28 protein-coding genes are annotated in these 26093 nt (G+C 72.9%); 16 read left to right on the top strand and 12 right to left on the bottom strand.

What is annotated here, in order from left to right:
- Positions 1-185: 185 nt before the first annotated feature.
- The 3 genes from ACIBN2_RS04070 to ACIBN2_RS04060 form a co-directional block, all read right to left on the bottom strand.
- Positions 186-1913 (bottom strand): GAF domain-containing protein, encoded by a 1728-nt coding sequence (locus ACIBN2_RS04070; RefSeq protein WP_399132543.1) that lies wholly within the window; start codon positions 1911-1913, stop codon positions 186-188.
- A 119-nt stretch (positions 1914-2032) separates the two neighbouring features.
- Positions 2033-3061 (bottom strand): type I glyceraldehyde-3-phosphate dehydrogenase, encoded by a 1029-nt coding sequence (gene gap / locus ACIBN2_RS04065; protein ID WP_399132542.1) that lies wholly within the window; start codon positions 3059-3061, stop codon positions 2033-2035.
- A 122-nt stretch (positions 3062-3183) separates the two neighbouring features.
- Positions 3184-3876: a response regulator gene (locus ACIBN2_RS04060; RefSeq protein ID WP_399132541.1), complete on the bottom strand. Its 693-nt coding sequence runs from the start codon at positions 3874-3876 to the stop codon at positions 3184-3186.
- Positions 3877-4156: 280 nt separating this feature from the next.
- Here ACIBN2_RS04060 and ACIBN2_RS04055 point away from each other — a divergent pair, with 280 nt between their 5' ends.
- The 3 genes from ACIBN2_RS04055 (at position 4157) to ACIBN2_RS04045 (ending at position 5805) form a co-directional block, all read left to right on the top strand.
- Complete coding sequence (locus tag ACIBN2_RS04055; protein ID WP_399132540.1) at positions 4157-4621, top strand: pyridoxamine 5'-phosphate oxidase family protein; 465 nt, start codon at positions 4157-4159, stop codon at positions 4619-4621.
- A gap of 135 nt (positions 4622-4756) precedes the next feature.
- Entirely contained in the window at positions 4757-5422 is a 666-nt protein-coding gene (locus ACIBN2_RS04050; RefSeq protein ID WP_399132539.1) for a DUF4389 domain-containing protein, read from the top strand.
- Positions 5419-5805 (top strand): hypothetical protein, encoded by a 387-nt coding sequence (locus ACIBN2_RS04045; RefSeq protein ID WP_399132538.1) that lies wholly within the window; start codon positions 5419-5421, stop codon positions 5803-5805. The genes ACIBN2_RS04050 and ACIBN2_RS04045 overlap by 4 nt, the downstream gene beginning before the upstream one ends.
- Before the next feature lie 16 nt (positions 5806-5821).
- Here ACIBN2_RS04045 and ACIBN2_RS04040 read toward each other — a convergent pair whose 3' ends face one another.
- Positions 5822-6736, bottom strand: a complete 915-nt coding sequence (locus ACIBN2_RS04040; protein ID WP_399132536.1) for a universal stress protein — start codon at positions 6734-6736, stop codon at positions 5822-5824.
- Between the two features lie 223 nt (positions 6737-6959).
- Here ACIBN2_RS04040 and ACIBN2_RS04035 point away from each other — a divergent pair, with 223 nt between their 5' ends.
- The 5 genes from ACIBN2_RS04035 to ACIBN2_RS04015 all read left to right on the top strand — a co-directional run bounded on the left by ACIBN2_RS04035 (position 6960) and on the right by ACIBN2_RS04015 (position 11892).
- The gene (locus ACIBN2_RS04035) at positions 6960-7382 is read left to right on the top strand and encodes a pyridoxamine 5'-phosphate oxidase family protein (RefSeq protein WP_399132535.1); all 423 of its coding nucleotides are present in this window, start codon (positions 6960-6962) and stop codon (positions 7380-7382) included.
- 175 nt (positions 7383-7557) lie between these two features.
- The gene (locus ACIBN2_RS04030; RefSeq protein ID WP_399132534.1) at positions 7558-7962 is read left to right on the top strand and encodes a hypothetical protein; all 405 of its coding nucleotides are present in this window, start codon (positions 7558-7560) and stop codon (positions 7960-7962) included.
- A gap of 544 nt (positions 7963-8506) precedes the next feature.
- Positions 8507-9721, top strand: coding sequence for a globin domain-containing protein (locus ACIBN2_RS04025; RefSeq protein WP_399132533.1), 1215 nt, complete (start codon positions 8507-8509; stop codon positions 9719-9721).
- Between the two features lie 32 nt (positions 9722-9753).
- Positions 9754-10128 (top strand): hypothetical protein, encoded by a 375-nt coding sequence (locus ACIBN2_RS04020; RefSeq protein ID WP_399132532.1) that lies wholly within the window; start codon positions 9754-9756, stop codon positions 10126-10128.
- Between the two features lie 192 nt (positions 10129-10320).
- On the top strand, positions 10321-11892 hold the full coding sequence (locus tag ACIBN2_RS04015) for an oleate hydratase (protein WP_399132531.1): 1572 nt from the start codon (positions 10321-10323) through the stop codon (positions 11890-11892).
- A 58-nt stretch (positions 11893-11950) separates the two neighbouring features.
- On the opposite strand, the gene ACIBN2_RS04010 is transcribed toward ACIBN2_RS04015, so the two are convergent.
- On the bottom strand, positions 11951-12109 hold the full coding sequence (locus ACIBN2_RS04010; RefSeq protein WP_399132530.1) for a hypothetical protein: 159 nt from the start codon (positions 12107-12109) through the stop codon (positions 11951-11953).
- 575 nt (positions 12110-12684) lie between these two features.
- On the opposite strand from ACIBN2_RS04010, the gene ACIBN2_RS04005 reads away from it, so the two are divergent.
- From ACIBN2_RS04005 to ACIBN2_RS03985, 5 genes are all read left to right on the top strand, one after another.
- Positions 12685-13200 carry a nitroreductase/quinone reductase family protein gene (locus ACIBN2_RS04005; protein ID WP_399132529.1) on the top strand — a complete coding sequence of 172 codons (516 nt, stop codon included), beginning with the start codon at positions 12685-12687 and terminating at the stop codon, positions 13198-13200.
- Positions 13197-14192: an ATP-binding cassette domain-containing protein gene (locus ACIBN2_RS04000; protein WP_399132528.1), complete on the top strand. Its 996-nt coding sequence runs from the start codon at positions 13197-13199 to the stop codon at positions 14190-14192. Before ACIBN2_RS04005 ends, ACIBN2_RS04000 begins: the two co-directional genes overlap by 4 nt.
- Complete coding sequence (locus ACIBN2_RS03995) at positions 14189-15784, top strand: ABC transporter permease (RefSeq protein ID WP_399132527.1); 1596 nt, start codon at positions 14189-14191, stop codon at positions 15782-15784. Before ACIBN2_RS04000 ends, ACIBN2_RS03995 begins: the two co-directional genes overlap by 4 nt.
- Before the next feature lie 151 nt (positions 15785-15935).
- Positions 15936-16838 carry a universal stress protein gene (locus ACIBN2_RS03990; protein ID WP_399132526.1) on the top strand — a complete coding sequence of 301 codons (903 nt, stop codon included), beginning with the start codon at positions 15936-15938 and terminating at the stop codon, positions 16836-16838.
- A 41-nt stretch (positions 16839-16879) separates the two neighbouring features.
- Positions 16880-17863 (top strand): Acg family FMN-binding oxidoreductase, encoded by a 984-nt coding sequence (locus ACIBN2_RS03985; protein ID WP_399132525.1) that lies wholly within the window; start codon positions 16880-16882, stop codon positions 17861-17863.
- A gap of 40 nt (positions 17864-17903) precedes the next feature.
- On the opposite strand, the gene ACIBN2_RS03980 is transcribed toward ACIBN2_RS03985, so the two are convergent.
- Positions 17904-18989, bottom strand: coding sequence for a universal stress protein (locus ACIBN2_RS03980; protein ID WP_399132523.1), 1086 nt, complete (start codon positions 18987-18989; stop codon positions 17904-17906).
- A gap of 276 nt (positions 18990-19265) precedes the next feature.
- Here ACIBN2_RS03980 and ACIBN2_RS03975 point away from each other — a divergent pair, with 276 nt between their 5' ends.
- Positions 19266-19691 carry a nitroreductase family deazaflavin-dependent oxidoreductase gene (locus ACIBN2_RS03975; protein WP_399132522.1) on the top strand — a complete coding sequence of 142 codons (426 nt, stop codon included), beginning with the start codon at positions 19266-19268 and terminating at the stop codon, positions 19689-19691.
- Positions 19692-19841: 150 nt separating this feature from the next.
- Positions 19842-20171 carry a hypothetical protein gene (locus ACIBN2_RS03970; protein ID WP_399132521.1) on the top strand — a complete coding sequence of 110 codons (330 nt, stop codon included), beginning with the start codon at positions 19842-19844 and terminating at the stop codon, positions 20169-20171.
- Positions 20172-20315: 144 nt separating this feature from the next.
- Here the strand turns inward: ACIBN2_RS03970 and ACIBN2_RS03965 are convergent, their stop codons facing one another.
- From ACIBN2_RS03965 to ACIBN2_RS03945, 5 genes are all read right to left on the bottom strand, one after another.
- Complete coding sequence (locus ACIBN2_RS03965) at positions 20316-20756, bottom strand: pyridoxamine 5'-phosphate oxidase family protein (protein ID WP_399132519.1); 441 nt, start codon at positions 20754-20756, stop codon at positions 20316-20318.
- A gap of 115 nt (positions 20757-20871) precedes the next feature.
- On the bottom strand, positions 20872-21549 hold the full coding sequence (locus tag ACIBN2_RS03960) for a helix-turn-helix domain-containing protein (RefSeq protein ID WP_399132518.1): 678 nt from the start codon (positions 21547-21549) through the stop codon (positions 20872-20874).
- Positions 21550-21791: 242 nt separating this feature from the next.
- Positions 21792-22418: a hypothetical protein gene (locus ACIBN2_RS03955; protein ID WP_399132517.1), complete on the bottom strand. Its 627-nt coding sequence runs from the start codon at positions 22416-22418 to the stop codon at positions 21792-21794.
- A gap of 176 nt (positions 22419-22594) precedes the next feature.
- Positions 22595-23326 (bottom strand): dienelactone hydrolase family protein, encoded by a 732-nt coding sequence (locus tag ACIBN2_RS03950; RefSeq protein ID WP_399132516.1) that lies wholly within the window; start codon positions 23324-23326, stop codon positions 22595-22597.
- Between the two features lie 164 nt (positions 23327-23490).
- Positions 23491-24336: a universal stress protein gene (locus ACIBN2_RS03945; RefSeq protein ID WP_399132515.1), complete on the bottom strand. Its 846-nt coding sequence runs from the start codon at positions 24334-24336 to the stop codon at positions 23491-23493.
- A gap of 292 nt (positions 24337-24628) precedes the next feature.
- On the opposite strand from ACIBN2_RS03945, the gene ACIBN2_RS03940 reads away from it, so the two are divergent.
- Positions 24629-24982 (top strand): STAS domain-containing protein, encoded by a 354-nt coding sequence (locus tag ACIBN2_RS03940; protein WP_399132514.1) that lies wholly within the window; start codon positions 24629-24631, stop codon positions 24980-24982.
- A 52-nt stretch (positions 24983-25034) separates the two neighbouring features.
- Here the strand turns inward: ACIBN2_RS03940 and ACIBN2_RS03935 are convergent, their stop codons facing one another.
- Positions 25035-26036: an Acg family FMN-binding oxidoreductase gene (locus ACIBN2_RS03935; RefSeq protein ID WP_399132513.1), complete on the bottom strand. Its 1002-nt coding sequence runs from the start codon at positions 26034-26036 to the stop codon at positions 25035-25037.
- Between the last annotated feature and the right edge of the window lie 57 nt (positions 26037-26093).

Here is a 26093-nt window from a genome sequence, read left to right as displayed (position 1 = left end):
GCTGAGGTGCGTCGCACGGCCCGTCCGGTTCCGGCCGTGCACCACCCGCATGCCGTCCCGTACGTCCGGGACCGGCACCACCAGCCTCACTCGCGCACGAGCGGCGGCTGCAGAGGCCGAACGGCCCTGCGGCAGGGCCTGTGGGCTCGGGTCGGGAGGGCCGCGTCACCCGCGGATGCGCGGCTCTACTCCGGTGTCACCGGTGCGTGCCAGACCAGCACCGTGCCGCCCGCGGGTCCGCCGGCGAACTTCAGTGCCCCGCCCAGCTGCTCGGCCCGCTCGGCCATGTTGCGCAGACCGCTGCGGCGGCCGTCGGGCGGGATGCCCCGGCCGTCGTCCGACACCGTCAGCCGGATCTCCCGGCCGTCCATCTCCAGGACGACGTCGGTCCGGCCGGCCCCGGCGTGCCGGGCGACGTTGGTCAGGGCCTCGGACAGGACGGCCACGACATGGTCGGCGACCTCCCGCGGCACGTCGGTGTCCAGCAGGCCCTCCATGCGCAGGCTGGGCGCGAAGCCGAGCACCTGGGCCGCCTCGCCGACGACGCGCACGACGCGGGCTCTCAGGCCCGTACCGGCGCCGTCGTCACGCGCCCGCAGGCCGAAGATCGTCGACCGGATGATCTTGATCGTCTCGTCCAGGTCGTCGACCGCCCGCGCCACGCGGCCGGCGGCCTCCTCGTGCTCGATGAAGCGGCCGGCGCTCTGCAGCGTCATGCCGGTGGCGAACAGCCGCTGGATCGCCAGGTCGTGCAGGTCGCGGGCGATGCGGTCGCGGTCCTTGAGCACCGCGACCTCCTCGGCGTCCCGCCGGCGCTCCGCGAGCTCCATCGCGATCGCGGCCTGCGCGGCGAAGAACTGCAGCGGCTCGATCTCCGAGGCCTCGTAGACCGGCTGGCCCGCCCTTCGCACCAGCAGGACCACACCGCGCGCACCCGTCCCGCCCGTGCCGATGGGCACGGCGATGGCGGGGCCGAGTCCCTGGAAACGCGGCGGCTCCGAGGAGACCCGCTCGTCGTGGACGACGTCCTCACTGGTGACCGGTGCGGCCGCGGAGAAGGCCAGTCCCATCAGGCTCGTGGCCATGGGCAGCACGAGGCCCCGGTGCGCCTCGGAGTCCACCCCGACGGCGATCTCCACCGAGAGCCTGCCGGTGTCCTCCATGGGCAGCGCGACCGCCGCCAGGGCCGATCCGGTGATCTCGCCGGCCCGCTCGGCGATCAGGCGCAGGACATCCACGCCCGGGCCGCCGGACATCAGGGTGTGGGTGATCTCCGCGTTCGCCTGCAGCCAGCGTTCGCGCAGCCGGGACTCCTCGTACAGGCGGGCGTTGTCGATCGCGACACCGGCCGCCACGGCCAGGGTGGACAGGACCGCCTCGTCCTCCTCGTCGAACTGCACCCCGCCACGCTTCTCGGTCAGGTACAGGTTGCCGAACACGTGGTCGCGGACCCGGATGGGGACGCCCAGGAAGCTGTTCATCGGCGGGTGGTGCGCCGGGAAGCCGTACGACGCCGGGTGCTGGGAGATCTTGGCCAGCCGCAGGGGCTCGGGGTGGCGGATCAGCTCTCCGAGGATGCCGTGGCCCTCGGGGTACGGGCCGATCTCGGCGATCGCCTCGTCGCTGACGCCGATCGTGTGGAAGGCGGACAGCCGCTTGCCGTCCGGCCCGATCACGCCGAGGGCGGCGTACTCGGCGTCGACCAGCGCCGCCGCGGCCTCCACGATGCTGTGCAGTGCCTGTTCGAGGTCGAGCTCGCGGCCGACCGAGAGCACGGCCTCCAGGAGGCTGTGCACCCGGTCGCGCGTGCCGCGGGCGGAGTCCAGGCGGGCCTGCAGCTCCTCCAGCAGCTCGTCGAGCCTCAGCTGCGGCAGTCGTATGCGCGCGTCCTGGGGCTCCTCAAGGCTTCCCACCGGTGCTCCTCCAACTCCCACACACGGCCGATGGCCGACCATGCCGGTCAGTGCCACGGTAGCCGTCCGAGGCGGAGGGCGATACGGGATCAGGAAGGAACCGGCCGTTCCCGCGCCGGTCAGGCGCGCGGAAGGCGGGCGGCGACGTACTCGGTGAGGTCGAGGAGGCGGTTCGTGTAGCCCCACTCGTTGTCGTACCAGCCGAAGACCTTCACCAGTTCGCCGTTGGCCTGGGTCAGCGGGGCGTCCAGGACGCAGGACGCGGGGTCGCCGACGACGTCGCGGGAGACGATCGGGGCGTCGGAGACCCGCAGCACGCCCTTCAGGGGCCCGTCCGCCGCCTCGCGGTACGCGGCGTTGACCTCCTCCACGGTGACGTGCCGGTCCAGGATCACGCCGAGGTCGGTCAGCGAACCGTCCTCCACGGGCACCCGCACGGCGATGCCGTCGAGCGTGCCGGCCAGCTCGGGCAGGACGAGGCCGACCGCGCGGGCGGCGCCCGTGCTGGTGGGGATGATGTTGACGGCGGCGCTGCGGCCGCGGCGCAGGTCCTTGTGCGGGCCGTCCAGAAGCACCTGGTCGTTGGTGTAGCCGTGGATGGTCGTCATCAGGCCCTTGACGATGCCGAAGCGCTCGTGGAGCACCTTCACCATGGGGGCCACGCAGTTGGTCGTGCAGGAGGCGTTGGAGACGACGTGGTCGGCGTCCGGGTCGTAGGTGCCCTCGTTGACGCCCATGACGAGGGTGGCGTCCACGCCCTTGCCGGGCACGGACAGCAGCACCTTGCGGGCGCCCGCCTTCAGGTGCGCTCCGGCCTGCTCCCGGGTGCGGAAGCGGCCGGTGGACTCGATGACCACGTCCACGCCGTGGTCGCCCCAGGCCAGAGCGGCCGGGTCGCGTTCGGCGGTCACCGCGATGCGCCGGCCGTCGACCGTGAGGGAGTTCTCGTCGTGCTCGACGGTGCGGTGCAGCCGTCCGTAGGTCGAGTCGAACTCCAGCAGATGGGCCAGTGTCGCCGGCGAGGTGATGTCGTTGACGGCCACGACCTCGACGGGTGTACCGGTGCCGTTGTCCGCCCGCTCCAGCACGCAGCGCAGGTAGTTGCGTCCGATGCGGCCGAAGCCGTTGATGCCCACGCGTACGGTCATGTCCGTCGCCCTCCCGGTCGTCGCCCGGCCTGTGCGCCGGGGTCTGCGGCCAGCCTGCGGACGGCGGGCCGTGCGGGGCTTGGGCCGGACGGGGGCGATCCGGGGCCGTTCGGCCCGGGGTGTCAGCGGCGGTGCTGCCGCAGCCGGTCCTCGGCCTGGGTGGCGATCACGGCGGCCTGGATGCGCCGCTCCACCCCGAGCTTGGCCAGCAGGCGGGAGATGTGGTTCTTCACCGTCTTCTCGGCGAGGAAGAGCCGCCGGCCGATCTGCCGGTTGGTGAGGCCCTCCCCGATCAGGGCGAGGATCTCCCGCTCCCGGTCGGTCAGGCCCGGCAGCACGTCCGGCTCCTCCTCCTGCTCCTGCCCGCCGCGCAGCCGGGCCATGAGCCTGGTGGTGGCGCTCGGGTCGAGCAGCGACTGGCCCGAGGCGACCGTGCGCACGGCCGACACGAGGTCGGAGCCCTGGATCTGCTTCAGGACGTAGCCGGACGCGCCCGCCATGATCGAGTCCAGCAGGGCCTCCTCGTCGTCGAACGAGGTCAGCATGAGGCAGGCCAGCTCCGGCATCTGCGAGCGCAGCTCCCGGCAGACGGTCACGCCGTCGCCGTCGGGCAGCCGTACGTCGAGGACCGCCACCTGCGGGCGCAGCGCCGGGACGCGGACCATCGCCTGGCCGGCCGTGGACGCCTCGCCGACCACGGTGATGTCCGGCTCGTCGTCGAGGAGGTCGCGCACCCCCCGCCGTACCACTTCGTGGTCGTCCAGCAGGAAGACGCGGATCGGGCCGTCGGGGCCCGGCTGCTCGCCGTCCGCCATGGGATGCTCCTTCTCCTGCGCTCCGCGCCGGATGCCCTGCATCGGCGCCGGTGTCGGGATACTCCTCGCTCGCGGATCGAAGAGCCAGGGCCTGTCGGCCCTGATCCGTGGGCCGCTCTCCCTCCCGCTGCCCGCCGCGCGTACCGTCACGCCCGCGCCCGAAGGGGCCGTCAGGGCCGACCGGATGCGGACCAGGGCCGAACGGCCCTTACCGGGTGCGCCTCGGTGCGTTGCAATGATCGGCAGACGTGAACCACCGACCCATACGGGACATACCGCCATGCGTCACACCCACCCGGCCCCCGTGGGACCGCGCCGAAGCATCGAGCTCGACACACGCGAGGCGATCCGTCTGCTCGGCAGCGTGTCCGTCGGAAGAGTCGTCTTCACCCGGCACGCGCTGCCGACCGTCCGGCCCGTCAATCACGTCCTGGACGACGGTGACATCATCATCCGCACCCATGACGGCGCGGCCCTGACCTCCCGCACACGCGAGGCCGGCTCCTCGGGCGTGGTCGTGGCCTACGAGGCCGACACCATCGATCCGGCCACGCATCTCGGCTGGAGCGTGGTGGCCACCGGGTACGCCCACCTGGTGACGGACCCGCGGGAGCTGGCCCGCGTCCATCTGCTGCTGCATCCCTGGGTGCAGCAGACCATGGACTACGCCGTCCGCATCCGGCCCGACCTGGTCTCCGGGATCCGCCTCACCTACGCGGACGTGAACCGGACCGACGCCGGCTGAGGCGGCTCCTCCGGCCGGGACCGATGGCCCCGGGGCAACCCCCAACGGCCCTCGCACGATGCGGCGCGCCGCGACCACGCTTGGCTTGGGCCCAGGTTGCCGCCGTGGCGCCACGGGCCGAAGGAGTTGATCGCCGTGACGACCCTGGCGAGTGCACCGAAGCGTCCTGTGCGCGTGAACGCCGTGCTCGACCCGCAGCTGTCCCGCTGGCTGTGGCTGGTGAAGTGGATCCTGGTGATCCCGCACTACGTGGTGCTGTTCTTCCTCTGGATCGCCTTCACCCTGGTCAGTGTGGTCGCGTTCTTCAGCATCCTGTTCACCGAACGCTACCCACGGGCCCTGTTCGACTTCAACCTGGGTGTCCTGCGCTGGAGTTGGCGGGTCGCCTACTACTCCTACGGTGCCCTGGGCACCGACCGCTACCCGCCGTTCAGTCTGGGCGAGGAGCCCGACTACCCCGCGCGGCTGGACATCGCCTACCCCGAGCGGCTGTCCCGGGGGCTTGTACTGGTGAAGTGGTGGCTGCTGGCCATCCCGCACTACATCATCATCGCGTTCTTCCTCGGCGGCTTCCACCTCGGCTGGTGGGACGGCGGCCTGGTCGCCGTGCTGGCGGTGATCGCGGCCGTGACCCTGGCCTTCACCGAGAAGTACCCCCGCAGCCTGTTCGACCTGATCCTCGGGCTCAACCGGTGGGTGCTGCGGGTGGCCGCGTACGCCGGCCTGATGACCGACGCTTATCCGCCCTTCCGCCTCGACATGGGCGGAACCGAGCCGTACGTGGCGGAGGACCAGGTATGACCGAACTGCTGGTGGCGGCCTTCCTCGTGGTGCACGGGCTGCTGCACCCCGGCGTGTGGACGGCGCCGCAGCAGCAGTCCGGCGACGCTCCGGAGCCGTTCACCCCGGGGCACTCCTGGCTGCTGGCGTCCGCCGGCGTCTCGACGGCGGTGTCCAGGACGGCGGCGCTCACGCTGGCCTGGTACACGGCCGTCGTGTACGTGGTCGCCGGCGCCGGAGTGCTCGCGGGCGCCGGCTGGTGGCCGACGGCCGCAGTTGTCGCCGCGTCGAGCGGCCTGGTGCTCAAGGCCGTCTGGTTCGACCCGTGGCTCAGCGTGGGCGTACTGCTGGACCTGGGCGTCATCGCCGCGGTGGCCGGTTCCTGGCCGGCCTCCCTCTACTGACGTCCGCGTCGCCCCATCAGTCGTGCGGCACCACCGCGACGGGTGCGACGGCGTGCTGCAACGCCGCGTGGGTCACCGGGCCGATGTGGCTGCCGACCGCCGCGCGCCGGTTCGTGCGTCCGACGACGACCAGCGCCGCATCGCGTGAGGCGTGCACGAGATGGCGTCCCGCGCTGCCCACCACGGCCTGCTCACGCACCTCGACGCCGGGGAACTTCTCCTTCCACGGCCGCAGGACGTCGGTCAGCCGCTGCCTGATCCGCTCGGCCAGCTCCTCGTCGAGCCCCACGTCCATGGCGGCGCCGTAACCGTGGGAAACCGGCAGGCTCCAGCCGTGGACGACCTTGAGCCGGGCCTCGCGATGCTGTGCGGCTTCGAACGCGAAGCGGATCACGGCCTCACCGGGGTTCTCCAGGTCCAGCCCCAGCACGACGTCACGGTAGGGCGTGCCGGTGGACCCGGTCCCGGCAGCGTCCGGCAGATGCTCGTTCTCGGCCCGCTCACCGGCCCGTACGAGGATCACCGGACGCTCCGACCGAGCCACGACGGCGAGGCCGACCGATCCGATGAGGAACCCCGCGACCGTGCCGAGTCCCCGGGATCCCAGGACGAGCAGGGCGGAGTCCTCCGCGGCGGCCAGCAGGGCCGCGACGGGGTGGTCCCCGCTCTGCTCGACCTCGATTGCCAGGTCCGGGTACCGGTCCGCGAGCCGCGTCCGCGTCTCGCGCAGCATGGTGCCGGCCCATGTGCTCTGCGTGTCGATCGCGCCCGGGGCGGGAACGCCGCCGAGCGGCGGATACACGTACGGCAGCTGTTCCCAGCCGTGCACGAGGCGCAGACCGGCGCCTCGTTGCTCCGCCTCGCGGGCCGCCCAGTCGGCGGCGGCGAGGCTCTGCGGGGAACCGTCGAGGCCGACGGTGATCGTGGACATGGAGGAACCTCCTTCGGGGATGCCACGCCAGTCTCCGGGCCGGGCGGGTGGGACAGGAGGGGCCTCATGTCCCTGCCGCGGGCCGAACGGCCCACCCCTCGGCAGGCCATGACACCGGCTCAGCGCCGGTTCGCCGTCCCGCGGTCCGCCGCCCCGGCGCGCGGAAGGCGGAAAGGGCCGACCGGCCCTTCCCTGCGTCAACGGCTCCGTCGACCATGGTGCGATGCCGCAGACCGACGCCTTTCGCTCTCTTGACCGGCAGGAATGCCTTCGCCTGCTGGGCGAGGTGCCGGTCGGCCGGGTCGTCTACACCCGCCAGGCGCTGCCCGCGGTCCTCCCCGTCAACTTCCGCCTGGACGAGGGCGGTTCCGTCGTGCTCCACACCTCGGCCGACTCCGACCTCGTACGCGCCATCGACGGCTCGGTGGTCGCGTTCGAGGCGGACGAGTTCCAGGCGGCCACCCGCTCCGGCTGGAGTGTGGTCGTCACCGGCCGCGCCGCGGTCGTCACCGACCCCGCGGAGCACCAGCGCCTGGCACAGGCCGGCCCGGACTCCTGGATGCCGATGCGGGACGGGGTCTTCGTCCGGATCGACTCCGAGGTGGTCACCGGACGGAAGCTGACCGGGGTGTCACCCACGCGCTGAGCCGCGGCGGGGAAGACGCCGTCCTGTTCCTCGAGGATGTGCCGGCGCAGCGGATCGAGTGTCTCGAGCCCTTGTACTTTCGTCGGTGCGCGGACCGGTGCCCCGCTACCAAAGTCGCGGGACACCGGCCGAAGCGACGACGCGCGGGTGCCGCACCCGGTGCCAGGTTGGGATCATGAGCGAGAACGAGACACTCCGGGCCACGGGCGACTACGTGGGCGCCACCGCCGACGAGCTGAGCCGCAAGACCACCGCGGACAAGATGGCCGGCGGAGTCAGCCAGAAGGCGCTGTTCCTGCGGCGCGGCCGGATCGCCCTGCACGAGGACCGGCTGGTGCTCGGTGCGTGGGGCGAGGCCGGGGACCTGGTGCTGCGCCGGGCGGACATCACCTCGGTGGAGGTCAGGTTCACCGACCTCTACGGCCGCTTCATCGGGGGCCTGCTGAACGCGGGCAAGCCGTTGATCCTGGGCACGGTGCCCGCCGGGGAGATCTACCTCCTGATCGACCGCAAGGAGTTCATGGAGACGACCGACGACCGTGCCTGGGCCGCCCGCATCGAGGAGTGGCTGGGCAAGTGAGCCACGCTGTTCGGCACGCCGCCGGACGGCATCCCGACATGCCATGAACGCCTGCGGGCAAGGGCCCCAACGACCCGCAGTCAGGCCCGGTCACCTCTCCTCCCCCTGTGGTGACGGAGCCATCCTTGAATCAGGCGGGACGCCGCGCACGGCATCCCAGGGGCTCCCCCCGTCCCCGACCGGTCACGGCACCCCGCCAGGGGGACGGCCCTGCGAAGGGTCGTGGCCGCACGTGGGTCGTCGGCCACGTGCCCGCCCGGTCCCCGCGCGGGTACGTCCCCCGCTCCACTGCGCTCCCCGCGCCGCCACGAACCCGTGCCGGCGGCCCGGCCAGGGCCGAGCGGGGAGGGCGGCGGTGCCGTAAGGCCCCAGGCCACAGGAGGGCCGTTGGGCCGATGCGCCCGAGTCGTTGGGCCGTAGGTCCCTGTTCCGGCCCTCAGCCCGGAAAGGGCTCAGAACCATGGTCGTGCCCCTGCTAGACAGATGCACACCGCGCAGTCGACGCGGTTCCCTCAACGCCCCATCCCCCGGCCCGGGAGGCCCCATGCTGTCCGCAGAAAACGCCGCCGTGGTACGCGCCACCCTGCCCGCGGTGGCCGGTGCGCTCGACGAGATCACCACGCGCTTCTACGGGTCGATGTTCCGGGACCGGCCGGAGCTGCTCGACGGAATGTTCAACCGCGGCAACCAGGCGAGCGGGGAGCAACGGCGCGCCCTGGCCGGCTCGATCGCCGGGTTCGCGACCGCGCTGCTGGACAACCCGGACACCCGGCCCGACGCCCTGCTGGACCGCATAGCGCACAAGCACGCGGCAGTCGGCGTCACCGACGACCAGTACACGATCGTGCACAAGTACTTGTTCGCGGCCATCGCCGAGACGCTCGGCGACGCCGTCACGCCGGAGGTGGCCGCGGCCTGGGACGAGGTCTACTGGCTGATGGCGGGCGCCCTGATTGGCCGGGAGGCGCGTCTCTACCACGAGGCGGGCGTCGAGCCGGGGCAGGGCTGGCGGCTGTGGACGGTCGTCGAGCGGCGTACCGAGTCCCCGGACGTGGTCTCCTTCCTGCTCCGCCCGGCGGACGGCCTGCCGGCACCGCGGGCACGGGCGGGCCAGTACGTGAGCGTGCGCGTCCGCATGCCCGACGGAGTGCACCAGCTACGGCAGTACAGCCTGTCCTCGGACCCGGGCCGGGAGCTGCGGCGCATCACGGTCAAGCGGGTCACCGGCACGGCTGCCACACCGCAGGGTGAGGTCTCCAACCTGCTGCACAGCCAGGTCCACGAGGGCGACCGGCTGACGCTCTCCGCGCCCTTCGGCGACGTCTTCCTCGACGACCGGGCCGGCGCCACCGGCCCGCTGGTGCTGATCTCGGCGGGCATCGGCTGCACGCCCATGACGGGCATCCTGGCCCATCTGGAGGCCGATGCCTCGACCCGCGAGGTGCTGGTCCTGCACGCCGACGACTCCCCCGCCGAGCACCCTCTGCGCGCCGAGACGCGCGAACTCGTCGACCAACTGGCGGGCGCCCGGGCGGTGTTCTGGTACGAGCGTCCCGGGGCCGGGGAACCCGGCGCCCGCGAGGGCCTGATGGACCTCTCCGATGTGGAACTCCCCGACGGAGCAACGGTGTTCCTGTGCGGCCCGCTGCCCTTCATGCGCGACGTCCGCGCACAACTACTCGGCGCGGGGGTGCCCGCCCGGCGCATCCGGTACGAGGTCTTCGGACCCGACCTGTGGCTGCCCGGCACCGCCGCCTGACCACCGAGGCACCTTCCAGGAAAGGGGTCACCATGACCGGCGACAACAACAAGGAAGCGCCCGCGGTGCGGCTGCGCTGCGACGGCGCGGTGGACGAGGCGACCCTCGCCTACGCACGCGTGAAGATCGACGCAGTCGTCGGCCGGACCGGACTGCCCGCCGTCACGGGTGAGGTGCGCATCGTGCGGGCGGCCGCCCACACCGACCTGCCCTGGTCGGCCACGGCCGACCTGAGCGCCGCCGGCCGGCCGCTCGTCGTCCACGCCGAGGAGGCCACAGGCCGCGAGCTCGTCGACCAGCTCCAGAACCGGTTGCGCCGCCAGATCGACCGGGCCGCCCATGCCTGGGACGACGGCCACCGCACCACCGCGCCGCCGTGGCGGGGCGGCACTCAGCGCTCGGCCTAGCAACAGATCGGCACGGCCCGGTCGGTGAGGTCCACCGACCGGGCCTTAGTCGTGTGCGCTTTGCCCCCCGGTACGGGCCGTCCGGGTCCCATGGGTGACCAACGGCCCACTGACCGGCCCCCTTTGTGCACGACACCGTGAACGTGTGGTCCCCGATCGCTGGACGGGGACATCGGCTGACGAGGAGTGGTAATGGCGAAGGCGTATCTGGTGGGCAGTGGCATCGCGGCGCTCGCCGCGGCCACCTTCCTGATCCGCGAGGGCGGGTTCGAGGGAGCGGACATCCACCTCTTCGAGGAACAGCGCGCCGTCGGCGGCAGCCTGGACGCGGGCGGCACCCCGGACGACGGTTACACCATGCGCGGCGGCCGGATGTTCGAGGCCGAGTTCCGCTGCACCTACGACCTCCTCTCCGGCATCCCCACGCTCGACGACCCCTCGGTGTCCGTGACCGAGGAAATCCTCTCCGGGCACGAGGAGTTCGCCTGGGACGACATCGCGCGGCTCGTCGACGGGGACGGGAAGATCGTCGACACCGCCTCGATGGGGTTCTCCGAGCGCGACCGGCTCGACCTGGTGCGCTGCCTGGTCACCCCCGAGGCACATCTGGACGCGATGCGCATCACGGACTGCTTCGGCGAGCACTTCTTCACCACCAACTTCTGGTTCATGTGGTGCACGACGTTCGCCTTCCAGCCCTGGCACAGCGCGATCGAATTCCGCCGCTACCTGCGGCGGTTCATCCATCTCTTCCCCGGCTTCGCGTCCATGTCCGGTATCCACCGCACCCGTTACAACCAGTACGACTCGATCGTGCGGCCGTTGACGGCCTGGCTGCGCGACCGCGGCGTCACCGTGCACACCGGCACCCGGGTCACCGACCTCGGATTCGCGCCGGGGCAGCACAGCGGCACGGTCGACACCCTGCACCTCTACCGGAACGGCCGGGACGAGAAGATCGCCGTGGCCCCCGAGGACCTTGTCCTGGTGACCAACGGCTCCATGACCGACGCCTCCAGCCTCGGCTCGCACACCTCGGCGCCGCCTCCGCCCGGTCCCCGCTCGGCGGCCTGGCTGCTGTGGCACCGCATCGCCCGCGGGCGCGAGGAGTTCGGCAACCCGGCCGCCTTCGACAAGCACGTCAAGGAGTCCCGCTGGGAGTCGTTCACGGTCACCGCCAAGGACCCCGTCTTCCTCGACGCACTGGCCGAACTCGACGGCCGGGAGACCGGCCGGGGCGGGCTGATGACCTTCACCGCCTCCAGCTGGCTGCTCACCATCGTCGCCAACCGCCAGCCGGTCTACCGCGGCCAGCCCGAAGGCGTCTCGGTCTGGTGGGGCTACGGCCTCTTCCCCGGCCGCGCGGGCGACCACACGGCCAAGCCGATGACGATGTGCTCCGGCCGCGAGATCCTCGAAGAGGTCCTGCACCACCTGCACTTCGACGAGGAGCTCTCGGCGCGCGTCCTGGAGACGTCCACGGTCGTGCCGTGCGTGATGCCGTACATCACCAGCCAGTTCCTGGTCCGCCGGCGCGAGGACCGTCCCGCCGTGGTGCCCGCGGGATCGGTGAACCTCGCCTTCATCGGGCAGTTCGCGGAGGTGCCCGACGACGTCGTCTTCACCGTCGAGTACTCGGTGCGCACCGCCTGGACCGCGGTGGCCCGGCTCCTGCACCTGGACCGGCAACCGCCCGCCGTCTACAAGGGCCACCACGACCCGCACGTGCTGGCGGCCGCGCTGGAGACCATGCACCGGCACTAGACGAGCACGGCGAACGGCCCGGGACCCGAGGTCCCGGGCCGTTCGCGCGTCCCGCGCTTCAGCCGGCCTGCGCGACCGGCCGGCGGCGCCCGACCGTCCTGCGGACGCCGGTTCCCGTGAAGGCCGGGGCGGCCGCCGCCACGACGGCCAGGAGGACCAGCCCCAGTCCGTACGAGCCCAGGGCGCCGTACACCGACCCCATCACCAGCGGCGGCACGAACCCGCCCAGGCCGCCGGCGGCACCGACGACGCCGGCACTCTTCCTGCGCGACGCCCCGGGCCGTACGGTGCCCGCCGAGCCCCTGTCGCGCCGACCGGGATCACGGTGGCGGTGGACACAGCCAGGCCCTGCCGGGCACGTCGGCCTGACCGGCCTCGTTGCCGCTTCTGCTCGTCGACGGCTCGAACATGCCGCCTCCTCCTCTGCTCGCGGTGGTGCGGTCCCGGCGTCGGTTCAGGACCGCAGGCTCCGGAGCGCGCGGCGCACCGGTGGGTCCGCCGTCGCTGTCCGCGGCACACACCCCCGGGCGCGCTGGGCCGACCTTCCTGCGCACCGGGCCCGGCAGTCCCGCCGAACCGGCCCAATGGGAGCGGCGCAGAGCCGTTCGGCCCCTCGGAGACGGCGGTGCGCTCGTCGATGCTGGACGGTGAGCCTGCGCCGAGCCGGCTCGAACCGTCCTGCCGATGCGGGGTGTTCGCCGATCCGGAGCGGCGCGAACAAGGACGTTGCCACGGGTGGGCGGCGGCAGTGCCCACCCGTGGCCCGATCGCATGCCGAGGCGGGTGTGAGAGATGGGACGTGACGATTCGGCAGGCCTACTGCACCGGTTGGACCGGTGGATGTACCGCCGGGGCCGCCCCAACCGGCTGGCCCGCGTGATGAACCGGCAGACCGTGCTCGCGACCTCGGCCGGGCTGGGACCGCGGCGTCTGGTCACCCTGGAAGTGACCGGGCGCCGTAGCGGACGCCGTGTCTCGCTGCCTCTCGTGGTCGCCGACCACGAGGGCGAGCGCTACCTGGTGGCGATGCTCGGCCGGGACGTGAACTGGGTGCGCAACGTCCGCGCGGCCGGCGGGCGCGCGGTGCTGCGGCACGGCCGGTCCGAGGCCGTTCGCCTGGAGGAGGTCGGGGTCCACGACCGCGCCCCCGTCCTGCGCCGCTATCTCGCCCTGGCCCCGGGAGCCCGGCCGCACCTGCGCGTGGACCCGCACGCGCCCCTGGAGGACTTCGAGCGGATCGCGGAGCAGACCCCCGTCTTCCGCATCCGGCCCGATCACCCGGAGCAGAAGGACGGGAGCGAATCGTGACCGCCACCTCGACCGCTGCCGGGATCCCCGCCCCCGGCGGGCAGGACGCCGCGATCTTCGTCTCGGGGCTGGTGAAGACGTTCGGCACGACCAGGGCGCTGGACGGGCTGGACCTGTCCGTGGCCACCGGGGAGGTGCACGGTTTCCTCGGGCCGAACGGCGCGGGCAAGACCACCACGATCCGGGTGCTGCTGGGCCTGCTGCGACCCGACGCCGGCGAGGCCGCTCTGCTCGGGGGCGATCCGTGGCGGGACGCGGTCGCCCTGCACCGGAGGCTGGCGTACGTACCCGGCGACGTCAGTCTGTGGCCGAAGCTGAGCGGCGGCGAGATCATCGACGTCTTCGCGCGGCTGCGCGGGGACCTCGACCGGGCCCGGCGGGAAGAACTGCTGGACCGGTTCGAACTGGACCCGACCAAGAAGGCCCGCACCTACTCCAAGGGCAACCGGCAGAAGGTCGGTCTGGTCGCCGCCCTCGCGTCCCGCGCCGAGCTGCTGGTCCTCGACGAGCCGACGTCCGGGCTCGACCCGCTGATGGAGACCGTCTTCCAGGACTGCATCCGCGAGGTGAAGGCGGAGGGCCGCACGGTCCTGCTGTCCAGCCACATCCTGGCCGAGGTGGAGGCCCTGTGCGACCGGGTCGACATCATCCGGGCCGGGCGGACCGTGGAGAGCGGCACGCTGGCCGAACTGCGCCACCTCACCCGCACGTCCGTCGACATCCACACCGCCCGCCCGGCGACCGGCCTCGACGCCCTGCCCGGCGTGCACGACCTGCGCACGGACGGCGACCGCGCCCGCTTCGACGTCGACACCGACCACCTCGACGAGGCCGTGCGCCACCTCACCGGCTTCGGCATCCGCACGCTCACCAGCCGGCCGCCCACCCTGGAGGAGCTGTTCCTGCGTCACTACGGCGACGAGCTGGCCGGGGAGCGGAGGATGTCGGACGGTCACCTGGGCAAGGCCGCCCCGAACGGCGGCCGGCCGTGAACGCCGGAATGACCGAGCTGACCGGGACCGCCACGCTCACCCGGTTCCTGCTGCGCCGCGACCGGGCCCGTATCGCCGTCTGGATCGTGTCGAGCCCGCTGCTGGTGCTGCTGACCGCGGCCAGCGTCACGGGGCTCTACCCCACGCAGCACGACCTCGACGTGGCGGCCCGGGGCAGCGCGGGCAACGCCGCGGCCATCGCCTTCAACGGGCCGCCCCTCGCGCTCGACACGATGGGCGGGGAGGTCGCCTTCCAGACCGGCACGATCGGGCTCGTCGTGGTCGCCCTGATGAACATCTTCATGGTCGGGCGGGGGACCCGGGGCGAGGAGGAGGCCGGCCGCACCGAGCTGGTGCGTGCCCTGCCCACCGGGCGGCACGCCGGAGTCGCCGCCACGCTGCTCGTGGTCGCCGGCATGAACACGGCAGTCGCCGCCGCGGTGACGCTCGGCCTGACGGCGCTGGGCCTGCCGGCGACGGGCTCGATCGTCTTCGGCATGTCCTTCCTCGCCCTCGGACTGGTCTTCGCCGCCTTCACCACCGTGGCCGCCCAGGTCAGCGAGAACACGCGAGCGGTGCACGGCGGCGCGGGCGCCGTCCTGGGTCTCGCCTTCGTGCTGCGCGCCGTCGGGGACATCGGCGACGGAACCGCGTCCTGGTTCTCCCCCATCGGCTGGGTGCAGAAGACCCGTCCCTATGCGGGTGAACGCTGGTGGCCGCTGCTCCTGGCCGCCGTCGGCGTGACCGCCGCTCTCGCCCTCGCGGCGGCCCTCGCGGCCCGGCGCGACCTCGGCGCCGGCCTCGTGCCGCCGCGCCCCGGTCCGGCGCGGGCGGCAGCGCGCCTCGGCCGGCCCCTCGGGCTCGCTCTGCGCCTGCAGCGCGGCAGCCTGATCGGCTGGAGCTGTGCCGTGTTCCTCGCCGGAATCGCCTACGGCTGGGTCGCGAACGACGTCCAGGACCTCATCGGCGACAACGACACCATGCGGAAGGTGATCGCCAGATTCGGCGGGACCAGCATCACCGACGCCTATCTCACCCGCTCGCTGCTCACCGTCGCCCTGGTCGGCGCGGGCTTCGCCGTCCAGTCCGCCCTGCGCCCGCGCGGTGAGGAGACCGCGCTGTACGCCGAACCCGTGCTGGCCACGCCCGTCTCCCGCCTGCGCTGGGCCGGCAGCCATCTCACCGTCGCCGTCGTGGGCAGTGTGGTGGTGCTGGGCGCGGCGGGCCTCGGGACCGGTCTCACCTACGCCCTCGTCAGCCACGACGCCGGCCAGATCCCCCGCCTGCTCGGTGCCGCCCTGCTCTACGCGCCGGCCCTCTGGCTCCTCGCGGCCGTGGCGATCGCCCTGACCGGACTGGCGCCGCGTGCCGTGAGCGCCGCGTGGGCGGTCCTCGGGCTGTGCCTCGTCACCGGCGTACTCGGCGACGTCCTCGGTCTGCCGGACTGGCTGCTCGGCCTCTCCCCGTTCCAGCACCTTCCCCAACTCCCGGCCGATCGTTCGGCGTTCGGCGCGCCCGTCGCCGTCACGGCGATCGCCGCCGCCCTGGCTGCGACGGGATTGACGGCCTTCCGCCGCCGCGACATCGGATAGCCGTCGCCCGAGGTACCCGAGGACGCCGTCGAGCAGGGGCCGTACGGACCCGAGGGCGGGACCGCCGGCCCCTCCGCCGGACCGAGTTCCCGCACGACGATGGGAACTGGACCGGGACAACCGTGTCCGCGAGACGGTGGAGGTGCCTGCCATGTCACGATCGATCGTCGTCGGGGTCGACGGATCCCCCGAGAGCCTGGCCGCCGTCGAGTGGGCGGCTCGGGAGGCGCTGCGCCGCGATCGCCCCCTGCACCTGGTGCACGCCTCCGAGTGGACCCCGGAGCGGGAATCCTCCGAGGCGGGAAGCGTGGTGCGCCGTCATGTGGGTGAGGGCATCCTGCACCGGGCCAAGGACCGGGTCGCACAGGTCTGTCCCGACATGTGGGTCAGCGACGAACAGGTCGAGGAGCTGGCGGTCGCGGCCCTGTGCGACGCCGCGCACCGGGCCGAGTTGCTGGTCGTCGGCTCGCGTGGGCTGAGCGGCTTCACCGGATTCCTCGTCGGATCGGTGGCACAGGCCCTCACGGCGCAGGCGGCCCGGCCGGTCGTCCTGATCGAGGCCGGCGAACAGGCCGAGGACGAGCATCTGCCGGACGAGGACGGCAACCCCTCGCTGCTCACCCCGTACCGGGACGTCGTCGTCGGCATCGACGTGCGTGCGGCATGCGACGAGGTGATCCACTTCGCCTTCGAGGCGGCCCGGGAGCGCGGTGCGCGGCTGCACGCCCTGCACGCCTGGAGCGACGCGGCGGCCCTTCCGCTGGGTCCCGGTGAGCCCGCCGTCGGTGAGGGCCCGGCACGCGAGGACGAGTGGCGCGGCTTCCTGACCATGGTGCTCCAGAACTGGCGCGACAAGTACCCGGACGTCGACGTCGTGGAGACGGTCGTCAAGGGCGGGGCCGGAACCCACCTGGTCCGCGCCGGCTCGAGCGCCGGACTGCTCGTGGTCGGCCGCCGCGTCCACGAGGGCCGGGTCGGTCCGCACACGGGTCCGGTCACCCGCACGGTGGTCCACCACGCGCGCTGCCCCGTCGCCGTCGTGCCGCACGAGTGAACTCCCGCGAAGGGTTGGGCGACGACGAACGGCGGTCCCCCATGGACGCGGCGCACCCTCAGGTCGACCACGCGGCCAACCACCTGGTCCGCGCGGCCGTCACCGCGCCCTCGGTCCACAACACCCAGCCCTGGCTGTTCACCCACGGGGAGGGCGAGCTCGATCTGTACGCGGACGGCCGACGCCGGCTTCTGCTCTCCGACCCGGACGGGCGCGAGCAGCTCATCAGCTGTGGCGCGGCCCTGTTCAACGTACGTCTGGCCATGCGGCACCTGGGCTACCGGCCGGTCGTCCGGCCGCTCCCCGATCCACGTGCCCCGGCTCGCCTCGCCCGGGTCGGCTGGGGTGCATACGCCCCGCCGACCGCCGGCGAGAACCTGATGTACCGGGCCCTGTGGCAGCGGCACACGCACCGCGGCCCGTTCCGGCCCTCCCCGCTCCCGTGGCCCTTGCTCGCCGAACTGCGCGAGCAGGCACGGGCCGAGGGCACCGAGCTGTACACGGTGGAGGCGCCGTACGCACGCCGTCGGCTCGCGGAACTGGTGCGCACCGCCGAAGCCGTGCACCGCGACGATCCGGGGTACCGCGCCGAACTGGCCCATTGGATACGGCCCGGCAGGGACGGCTGCCCGGACGGCATCCCTCTGGCCTCCTGCGCCGGTCCCCCGGACAGCACCGGTCTCGTCGGACGTGACTTCCTCCGCCCCACGCACGCCCTGCCCACCCCACCGGTGCTCTGGCCTCCCGGCACGGGACTGGTGGTCCTCCTCACCACCCCACACGACACACGCGAGGATTGGCTGCGCGCCGGACAGGCCCTGCAACGCGTCCTGCTGCACGCGACCGTCCGCTGGGCCGTGGCGGCCTTCCATACACAGCCCCTCGAAGTGCCCTGGCTGCGCGAACAGGTGCGGACGACGATCGCACGCGGCGAGTTCCCCCAGATGATCCTGCGCCTCGGCCACGTCACCCGCGGCCGTCCGACCCCGCGGCGACCGGCGGACGCGGTCCTCACGACAGGGTGACCGCTGCCGCCTCCCGAAGGAGTCCGCCGCGGCGGTCCGCTCACCACCGCAAGCCCGCCCACCGGCGCCACCGCCGCATTCCCAGACCCCGTATCGCCTGACCGCCGTGCCGGAGCCACGACCGGCGGCCGTTGCGGGTCAACCCCGGCCAGGCACGGGCCAGACGCCGGGCGCGGCGGACCGCCGCACGCTGTGCCCGGCGGGCCACCCGGCTGAAGCACGGGCGGCCGTACGGCGGCTGATCCCTCTCGCGACGCGGCACGGCCACGACCGGGCACCGGGCGCGGTCGAGCACGCCCTGCACGACGGAACCGAGCAGGATGCCGGTGGGGCCGCCGTCGCCGCGGATGCCCACGACGAGCCCGAGCGCGTGCGCGGACTCCCGGGCCAGGACCTGCGCCGGCCGGCCGCGGATCACCTCGTGGTGCACTTCCACGTCCGGGTGGGCCGCCCGGCGCTTCTGCACCAGCTCCGACAGGAGAGCGCGGCACTCGCGCAGGGCGGCGTGCTCGTCCATGACGCCGAGCAGGGGCGGATGCCACACATACAGGACCCGCACCACCGCATGGTGCAGGGCCGCTTCCGCGAGAGCGTGGTCCACCGCGGCCACGGAGTGGCGGCGGCCGTCCACACCGACGTCGACGCCTGCGACGAAGTGCGGTGCGGATCCGCCGACTTGATCGAAGTCGCGTACGACCACCACGGGGCACCCGGCGTGCGCGATGACCGGCAGCGCGACGGAGTCCGAGGTGAACAGCCCCGCCCGGGTGCGCAGCCGGTGGGAGCCGAGCACCACGGCCGCGGCGGTGCGTGCGTGCCTCCGCAGGAGCGGCACGGGGTCGTCCGCCGCAAGCAGTGTCGAGACCTCCAGCCGCGGATGGCGGTCGGAGACGAAGGCGACCGCGTCGAGCAGGGCGCCCTCCGCGAGGCTGCGCGGGTCATGGGTCCGCCCGCCTCCGTGGTGCTGTCCGGGCATGTCCCCGCCAGGCGATCTGCCCTGGGCGTGCACCAGTTGGAGCGGCACCCGGAGCCGGTCCGCCTCGTCGGCACCCCAGGCGAGAACCAGGCGGTCGGACGGGCCGGGATCGATGCCGACCACGACCGGTGCACTCCCAGGTGTCACCATCGTCCGCTCCGTAGGTCTCGGCGCGCCGTCCGCGCGAGGACCGCCCCTTCCTCCTCGGCCGGTGCGTCTCCCCTGGGCGCGCGCATCGCGGATGCTGTTCCGATCGAGTCTTCTCGTGCGGCCCGGCGCCGGTAGGGCCGTTCGGCCCCGTTCCAAGGTCACCCGGCCTCAGGTGCCCGCCCTTGTCGCTCCCTACTGTCCGATCCATGGAGGGCGGAGATACGACGCGGCGGCCCGCAGGCTGCTGAGCCCGCCGCCATGGGGAGGTTGCGAAGCATGCCCTTTCCTCGAGTCCTGGCGCCGGTCCACACTCGCCTCATCAACAAGGTCGCACTCCTCTTCGCCGGCTTCACGAGCGTCGCCGACCTGGAGCACACCGGCCGGCGGACCGGCCGAACGCACCACACGCCCGTACGTGCCTACCGCAGCGGCGACCTGGTGGTGATCGGCCTCAACTTCGGTCGTGAGTCCGACTGGCTGAAGAACATCCGGGCCGCACAAGGGTGCCGGATGCGGCTGGGCAACGAGCTGCTGGAACTCGCCCAGCCCGAGCTGGTCCCGGTCAGGCAGGGAATGAGGCACATGCCGCGGGTCGTCGGCCTCGTGCTGCGGTATGTGATCCGCACACGCGACTGCCTTCAACTGTCGGTCGTCGGCAGCGTTCCCGTCCGTCCTCGGGCCACCAGGACCGGGCCGCCGTGATCGTGCGGGTGATGGTCGTGCGGGTGCTGGTCGCTTCACAGCCCGCGCCGGCTGGAGGGGCCGAGTGGCCCCGTGGGGCGCCGCGATCGGCCCTCCGCACGGGCCGACCGCCACCTCCTCACACCGGCGCCACGGGCGCACGCTGTCAGCATGACCGGTAATCAGATACCCCCAGGCAACGGCACACGGCACCTCAAAGACTTCATGATCCTCACTCCGGCGCGGATCGAAGTCATGGCCGGAGAGGCGTTCACCTCGTGCGTGACCGTGTGGCCCGCGGGGCCGCGGCACGTCGTGAGCGCGTCGGCGGCCGCCGGATCGCCCGTGCAGGTCGAGGTCAACGGCCACAAGGTGACGGTCACCGGGCGTCTCGGGCGTGCGGGAGAACTGCTCATCGTGCACGTGACCGTTCGGGACCACACGGACGTCGCCCACGACACCCTGACCATCGAGGCCACCGACGCGCACCGGCCCGCGTAGCCCGGAAGGGCTGCTCGCCCGCCGACTGCCCGGGAACTCGTACACGCAGTGCGGCCGGAGGCTCCTCATGTGAGGGGCCTCCGGCCGCATTGGCCACCGGGGGGCGAAAGCACGACGGACGCTTCCGGCCCGGTCAGGCGTGATTCACACCGTCAGCCGCACGCCGTACAGGCTGCGCCCGCCCGCGAGTTCGCGGCCGCTGACCAGTTCGGGTTCGATGCGGACGAACACCTCTTGGGGCGAGGGCACCCAGGAGCGCGGGCCGGTCCGCATCAGGCGTTCGTGCTCGCCCGGGTCGGTCACCACCCTGGCCGACCCGGTGACGACGACGCTCCAGCCGGACTGGGTGACCGCGTCGACCTCGTCGACCTCGAAGGCGACCACCACACCGTCGACGGCACGGGCCAGCTCCGAGGCCGCCGAGGTGCGCAGCACCACCGCACCGTCGCCGTCGAGACCGAAGTTCACCGGCAGCACGGCCGGCAGGGCCTTACGCGTGTGGACGATACGGCCGACCGGCACCTTCGCCAGGAGACGCAGGCACTCCTGCCGGTCGAGTTCGCGGAAACCGTCGTTCGGATACATGGGCCAGTCCGTCTCTCACGTGGATGCAGCGGTGGAGCGTTATCTCCATCCTCCGCAGGGCGGGGGTCGGAGGTGAGGGACCTTCGGTCCCGGTCCCGCCGGAAAAAGTCCCGCCTCACCCCGACGTGATACGGCGCCCCGTGATCACGGTCGGATCGATGCGCACCCACGTGTCACGCTGACCGCCGGCCCAGGGCGCACTGCGGGCGGACTCGGCCAGAGTGCGTGCTTCCTCGGGGTCCGTGACGGTCCGGGCGTGGCCGCGCACCAGCACGCTCCAGCCCCTGCTGAACGCGTCGTCGATGCGGTCGACCTCGAAGGCGACCTGGCAGCCGGACGCCTGGGCGGGAGTGCTGCCGGGCTCGGTCCGGAAGACGATCGCGCCGTCGACGAAGCTGTAGTTGACGGGCACGACGACGGGTCCGGAGGCGGTGGGCACCGCGATCCGGCCCACCCCGCGCGTGCCGAGCAGGGCGCGGCACTCCGGGACGCTCAGCTCGACGAGTTCGGCGCCGCGCGCGGGCCGGCCCAGCCCCTGTGGCAGGTCGGTGTCGCCGCCCGTGAGGTCCCGCACGGTGGTCTCCAGGACCACGGCCAGCCTCAGCAGGACGCCGGAGCCCGGCGCGGCCCCGGGATACTCCTCCAGGTACTGGAGGTAGCCGGGCGCCATCCGGGCCTCGGCGGCCGTCTCCTCCCTGGTCAGTCCGAGTTCCTTGCGCCGTGCCGCGAGACGGCGGCCGAGATCGCCCAGCGCATGGTCTTCCGCCGCCCGGGACGGTGCCTGCTCCGCCATGGCACGTCACTTCCTCTCGTCCGACCGGGTGCGAGCCCGGCGCCGGGGTTGCCCCATGGGTTCAGCTTGTCCGGGTTCGGGTGGGGTGCGCTTGGGCCGGTCGGTCCCTCCCGGCACGGCCGGACGGGGCGGGGAGGGGCGGGGCGGGGCGGGGCGCACAAGCGAGGGCACCGCCGTAGCGCTACGGCGGTGCCCGGTGCGGGACGGTTCAGCGACCGTGGAACGGTCGGCGACCGTCGAGGTCAGAGCAGCCAGCGGTTGCGGCTGACGAAGGGCAGCCGTGCCCAGGCCTTTCCGAGCCCCCAGGTGGCGCCGGCGCTCGCGGCCGCGAGGGCGATGAGGACGACGGCGTAGACGAGGTGGTAGTCGGCGAACGGGTTGGTCGACATGCTCAGCGACCCGTCGGACAGGTGCTTCGCGGGCGGCCATTCGGCCATCCACATCAGCGCCATCATGGCGGTGCCGGCAACGGCCGCGAGCCGCAGGCCGACGCCCGTGATCAGGGCGACGCCGAGGCCCAGCAGACCGAGCATGAACAGCCAGTCCGCCCAGCCTGCCCCGGCCCAGTCGTGGAACGTGGACTCCATGGGACCGGCGGCCACCGAGCTGAGGAAGCCCTTGGTCGGCGAACCGCCGTCGATCCAGCCCTTGCCGGACGCGGTGGCGTAGCCGAAGCCGAAGGTCTTGTCCAGGAAGGCCCACAGGAAGACAAACCCGGTCAGCAGACGGAGTCCGGCGAGGACGTGCGCTGCGGTCGACGTCAGAACGACGGCGTTCGTCTCGTCGGCGGTACGCGAAGCCGTCGCGGACCGGTGCATGGACGGAAGGTGGAACCGCACGTTCCGGTGCGGGGTTTCGTGGACTGCCATGGTGCTCATCCCTCTCTAGGGGTGACGCGCGGGTTGTTGACGTCTCGTTGCGCCTTCAATGTCCCGCGCCGGCAACCGCCCGCGGAGGGGCTACGCGGCCCGCAGTGCAGGGCCGAACGACCCTGCTGCGACGGTCTGTTCAGCCACCCGGAAGATCTCAGGACGGCACCCGGGGCCTACAGGTGGGACGCCAAGACGGCGTACACCCTCCGCCAGGCGTCGGCGCCGGCCTGCGGGTCGTAGTCGGCCGGCCGGTCGGCGCAGGCGAAGCCGTGGCGGGCGCCCGGGTAGGTCACCAGCTCGTGCGGCACCTCGGCCTTGGTGAGCCGCTGTTCGGCCTGCTCCCATTCCTCGGCCGGGATGATGTGGTCCAGTTCGCCGCGGAAACCCAGCACGAACGCGCCACCCGCGGCGATCCGCTCGCTGCTCTCCAGCGGGGGCACGGGGCCGACCAGCGGAAAGCCGCTGTTCAGCAGCCACCCGGGGTAGAAGACCGCGGCCAGCTCGAAGCTCAGCTCGGTCGCCGCCCGCATCGCGATGTGGCCGCCCATGCTCAGCCCCAGGAAGGCCACGCCCCGCTCCCCGGCCTCGGTACGCGCCGCCGCCAGCGCAACGGACGCGTCGGCCACCAACTCGCCACGGTCCAGGGCACGCATCAGCACCAGACCGTCCTCGCGCTCCTCGGCGGAGTAACCGAGTTCGGTGCGGCGTGCGTTGCGCCAGTAGTAATCGGGGGCCAGCGCGGCATACCCGGCCGCCGCCAGCTCCGCGCACGTCTCCCGGACGTAGGCGTTGACTCCGTACAGCTCGGAGCAGACCACGACGGCGCCCCGCACCTCACCGCCGGGGCGATGCACGTACGCCTCGATGCCGCCCGCCTCGCCGAGTGTCTCCCACCGACCGGTCATCCCTGCCCCCGTGTGTCAGCCGTCATCGGCCCAACTCTATTGACCCACCCCGACGTTCACCCGGATTTTCCGCGGCGCTGCGTCCCTGCGAAGGGCAGCGGAGCGTTCGGCCCGGGTACTGCCGGCTCCCCGCAGTACCCGGGCCGAACGGTGGCACGACCCTTTCAGCCGACCGCGGCGGTCCCCGTCGGCACGATGGCCACCGGGCAGTGCGAGCGGTGCAGCAGGGTGTGGACGACCGAGCCCGGGCGCGTGACGTGCCGGTCCGCGTGGCGGTGGACGCCGATGACGACGATGCCGGCTTCGCCGGAGGCCTCCAGGAGCGCGTGCCCCGGTGCCATGCGCACCGTGTGCGACTCGACGCCGACGCCGGGGTGCCGCTCCCGCAGGTCGGCCATGCTGAAGCGCGGCACCGCCTCCTCGGCGGCGTCACGCCGGGCGAGTTCGCGCTGTCCCGGGCTCGTCGCGGGGATCACCGACGGCAGTTCGACGCCGACGTGCCGGTGGGACCAGGAGTGCAGGACGCGCAGCCGGACGCCACGCCGCTCCGCCTCCTGGAAGGCGTAGGCCGCCGCGTCCGCGTCGGCGTCGCCGCCCAGGCCCAGCAGCACCTCACGGTCCCCGTCGCAGCGGTGGTCGCCGCGCACCACCAGCACGGGGCCGTGCGCGTGCGCGGCCAGGCGCAGGCTCACGGAGCCGAACAGCGTTCCGGTGATTCCACCCAGCCCGCGGTTGCCGACGACGGTGAGGACCGCGTCCTTGCTCTCACGCAGCAGGACCTCCACCGCGCCGCCCTCGACCGGCTCCGCCGTCACGGGCAGCTCCGGGTGGTGGGCGTCGATCCGTGAGACGGCCGACGCCAGGACCGGTCCTGCCTCGTCCAGATCGGCGACGGCGTGGACGATGCGCAGGCCGACGCCACGGTGCACCGCCTCCTGCGCCGCCCAGTCCAGGGCGCGTACGGCGGTCAGCGAGCCGTCCACTCCGACGGCCACGTGCTGGGATGTCATGGCGGGGTTCCCTTCTCTGCCTCCGTGCGGCCGATCCGCGCGGAGCGGCCCGGCACAGGCCCACCTCTCAGATTCCGGCGGGCGCCCGCTCGGGGAACGGGGCCATCGGTCCCTGTCCGCCCGAGAGCGACCCTCGGTGCCGGGGTGCCGGCTGCGGGGCAGGCATGGGGCCGACCGGCCCCGGCGACCCTCCGGCTGGGGTCAACCGGCCCTTCCGTCACGTCCGTCACACGGCTTTGCTCTGTATATGGACATGAACGCCAGGCTCGCGCATTGCCACACGGAGCGCGTCGTGGGCGGCACGACCGTGGTGGAAGTCCGCGGCGAGATAGACATCTTCACGGCGGCGCCGCTCTCGGTGCGCCTCGACAGCCTCACCGCGGTCCGTCACCCGGACCTGGTGCTGGACCTGCGCCCCGTGGTCTTCATCGACTGCAGCGGCCTGCGGCTGCTGTGCCGGACGAGGAACCGCGTGCTGGCCCGGCACGGCAGGCTCCGCCTGGTCACCGGCGACGGCTGCTTCCTGCGCATCCTGCGCGCCGCCCGCCTGGCGGACGTATTCGAGATCCACCCCGACCTGCCCACGGCACTCTTCGGCACGGTCCGGGAAGACGACGTCGACGACGTCTCCGCCGCGGCGGGCTGACCGGACGCCGCCCGCCGGCGAGACAGGCCTGCCGGCCGGCCGCGAGACGGCCCTACCGGTGTGACGTGTCCGCGTCGAGCACGGCGTGCGGTGTGCGTCGTGGCGTGGCGGGGCCCTCCGGGCCGTAGCCGAGACGGATCAGCATCTGGGCGTGGCCGGTGTGGTCGGGCTCCGGGCTCAGGCTGCGGCGCAGGTCCGGCCACTCCATCGGCTGATGCAGCAGCGAAGCGCGCAGGCCGAGGGCCGTGGCGACCAGCAGGACGTGTTCGAGGGCCTCTCCCGCGCGCAGCCAGTCCGTGCGCCGGTCGTGCACCGTCTTCAGCAGAGCGATGAGCGGGGCGGTCTCGAAGTCCTGGGCCGACAGCCGTTCGGGGTGCCGGGCCGCGGTGAAGTCCCGCATGGGGATGCCTTCCCTCGCGTCCTGCGGGCCGAGTACGGCCTGCGGCAGACCCGTGTCGTGGGGGTCGTCGAGGTCCCGGTGCACCCAGCGGCGGCTCTCCGTGCCACGGTCGGCGTCGAGGCGGTTGCGGTGTTCGGCCTCCGCGGTCACCCGGAGCAGCCGTGCTTCCTCGGCGCCCCCGAGGAAGCTCAGTGAGGCGCCCTCCCGGTGGGCGGACTCGGCCAGCTCGGCGCGTGCCTGCGGCGGTACCGGCCGGTCGGAGAACGGGAAGCGGCTGCTGTGCCGGCGCCAGATCGCCCCGTACAGGTCGCCCCGGTGGTCCACGTTGTGCCGTCCGGCACTGCCCGTCAGCCGTACGGTCGCGAGCAGACCGGGCTCGCCGGGGCGCGGAAGCAGCCGCACCACGGGCGCCCAGCCGAAGTGGGAGACGGCCACGCGGAGGTTGAACACGGAGGCGCCCACCGACAGATGCAGGGCGCGGCCGACCGGATCCGCGTGGCGCAGACTCCGATCGGGTTCCGCACGCACCTCGAAGGCGACGTCGTCGGGGTCCAGCCGGAAGCGCCACGGCTGGGTGTTGAAGAACGAGGGCGCGGCCACAGCTGCGGCGACGCAGGCTTCCAGGGTCTCGGCGTCGAGATGCTCTGATCGCATGGTGACCTCCTCCCGCACGGTCCGGGAACGGCTGCTGAGGCCTTCGAGCCTGGTCCC

This window comes from Streptomyces sp. NPDC050534, assembly GCF_044457745.1.
GTDB lineage: Bacteria > Actinomycetota > Actinomycetes > Streptomycetales > Streptomycetaceae > Streptomyces.
The sequence above is the reverse complement of the archived record's forward strand: the minus strand, read 5'-3'. Positions and strand labels throughout refer to the sequence as shown.

Excerpts from the sequence above, each read along its gene's own strand:
- gap (WP_399132542.1), bottom strand. The coding sequence starts at position 3,061 with ATGACCGTACGCGTGGGCATCAACGGCTTCGGCCGCATCGGACGCAAC.
- ACIBN2_RS04060 (WP_399132541.1), bottom strand. The coding sequence starts at position 3,876 with ATGGCGGACGGCGAGCAGCCGGGCCCCGACGGCCCGATCCGCGTCTTC.
- ACIBN2_RS04055 (WP_399132540.1), top strand. The coding sequence starts at position 4,157 with ATGCGTCACACCCACCCGGCCCCCGTGGGACCGCGCCGAAGCATCGAG.
- ACIBN2_RS04045 (WP_399132538.1), top strand. The coding sequence starts at position 5,419 with ATGACCGAACTGCTGGTGGCGGCCTTCCTCGTGGTGCACGGGCTGCTG.
- ACIBN2_RS04040 (WP_399132536.1), bottom strand. The coding sequence starts at position 6,736 with ATGTCCACGATCACCGTCGGCCTCGACGGTTCCCCGCAGAGCCTCGCC.
- ACIBN2_RS04035 (WP_399132535.1), top strand. The coding sequence starts at position 6,960 with ATGCCGCAGACCGACGCCTTTCGCTCTCTTGACCGGCAGGAATGCCTT.
- ACIBN2_RS04030 (WP_399132534.1), top strand. The coding sequence starts at position 7,558 with ATGAGCGAGAACGAGACACTCCGGGCCACGGGCGACTACGTGGGCGCC.
- ACIBN2_RS04025 (WP_399132533.1), top strand. The coding sequence starts at position 8,507 with ATGCTGTCCGCAGAAAACGCCGCCGTGGTACGCGCCACCCTGCCCGCG.
- ACIBN2_RS04020 (WP_399132532.1), top strand. The coding sequence starts at position 9,754 with ATGACCGGCGACAACAACAAGGAAGCGCCCGCGGTGCGGCTGCGCTGC.
- ACIBN2_RS04015 (WP_399132531.1), top strand. The coding sequence starts at position 10,321 with ATGGCGAAGGCGTATCTGGTGGGCAGTGGCATCGCGGCGCTCGCCGCG.
- ACIBN2_RS04005 (WP_399132529.1), top strand. The coding sequence starts at position 12,685 with ATGGGACGTGACGATTCGGCAGGCCTACTGCACCGGTTGGACCGGTGG.
- ACIBN2_RS03990 (WP_399132526.1), top strand. The coding sequence starts at position 15,936 with ATGTCACGATCGATCGTCGTCGGGGTCGACGGATCCCCCGAGAGCCTG.
- ACIBN2_RS03985 (WP_399132525.1), top strand. The coding sequence starts at position 16,880 with ATGGACGCGGCGCACCCTCAGGTCGACCACGCGGCCAACCACCTGGTC.
- ACIBN2_RS03980 (WP_399132523.1), bottom strand. The coding sequence starts at position 18,989 with ATGGTGACACCTGGGAGTGCACCGGTCGTGGTCGGCATCGATCCCGGC.
- ACIBN2_RS03975 (WP_399132522.1), top strand. The coding sequence starts at position 19,266 with ATGCCCTTTCCTCGAGTCCTGGCGCCGGTCCACACTCGCCTCATCAAC.
- ACIBN2_RS03970 (WP_399132521.1), top strand. The coding sequence starts at position 19,842 with ATGACCGGTAATCAGATACCCCCAGGCAACGGCACACGGCACCTCAAA.
- ACIBN2_RS03965 (WP_399132519.1), bottom strand. The coding sequence starts at position 20,756 with ATGTATCCGAACGACGGTTTCCGCGAACTCGACCGGCAGGAGTGCCTG.
- ACIBN2_RS03960 (WP_399132518.1), bottom strand. The coding sequence starts at position 21,549 with ATGGCGGAGCAGGCACCGTCCCGGGCGGCGGAAGACCATGCGCTGGGC.
- ACIBN2_RS03955 (WP_399132517.1), bottom strand. The coding sequence starts at position 22,418 with ATGGCAGTCCACGAAACCCCGCACCGGAACGTGCGGTTCCACCTTCCG.
- ACIBN2_RS03950 (WP_399132516.1), bottom strand. The coding sequence starts at position 23,326 with ATGACCGGTCGGTGGGAGACACTCGGCGAGGCGGGCGGCATCGAGGCG.
- ACIBN2_RS03945 (WP_399132515.1), bottom strand. The coding sequence starts at position 24,336 with ATGACATCCCAGCACGTGGCCGTCGGAGTGGACGGCTCGCTGACCGCC.
- ACIBN2_RS03935 (WP_399132513.1), bottom strand. The coding sequence starts at position 26,036 with ATGCGATCAGAGCATCTCGACGCCGAGACCCTGGAAGCCTGCGTCGCC.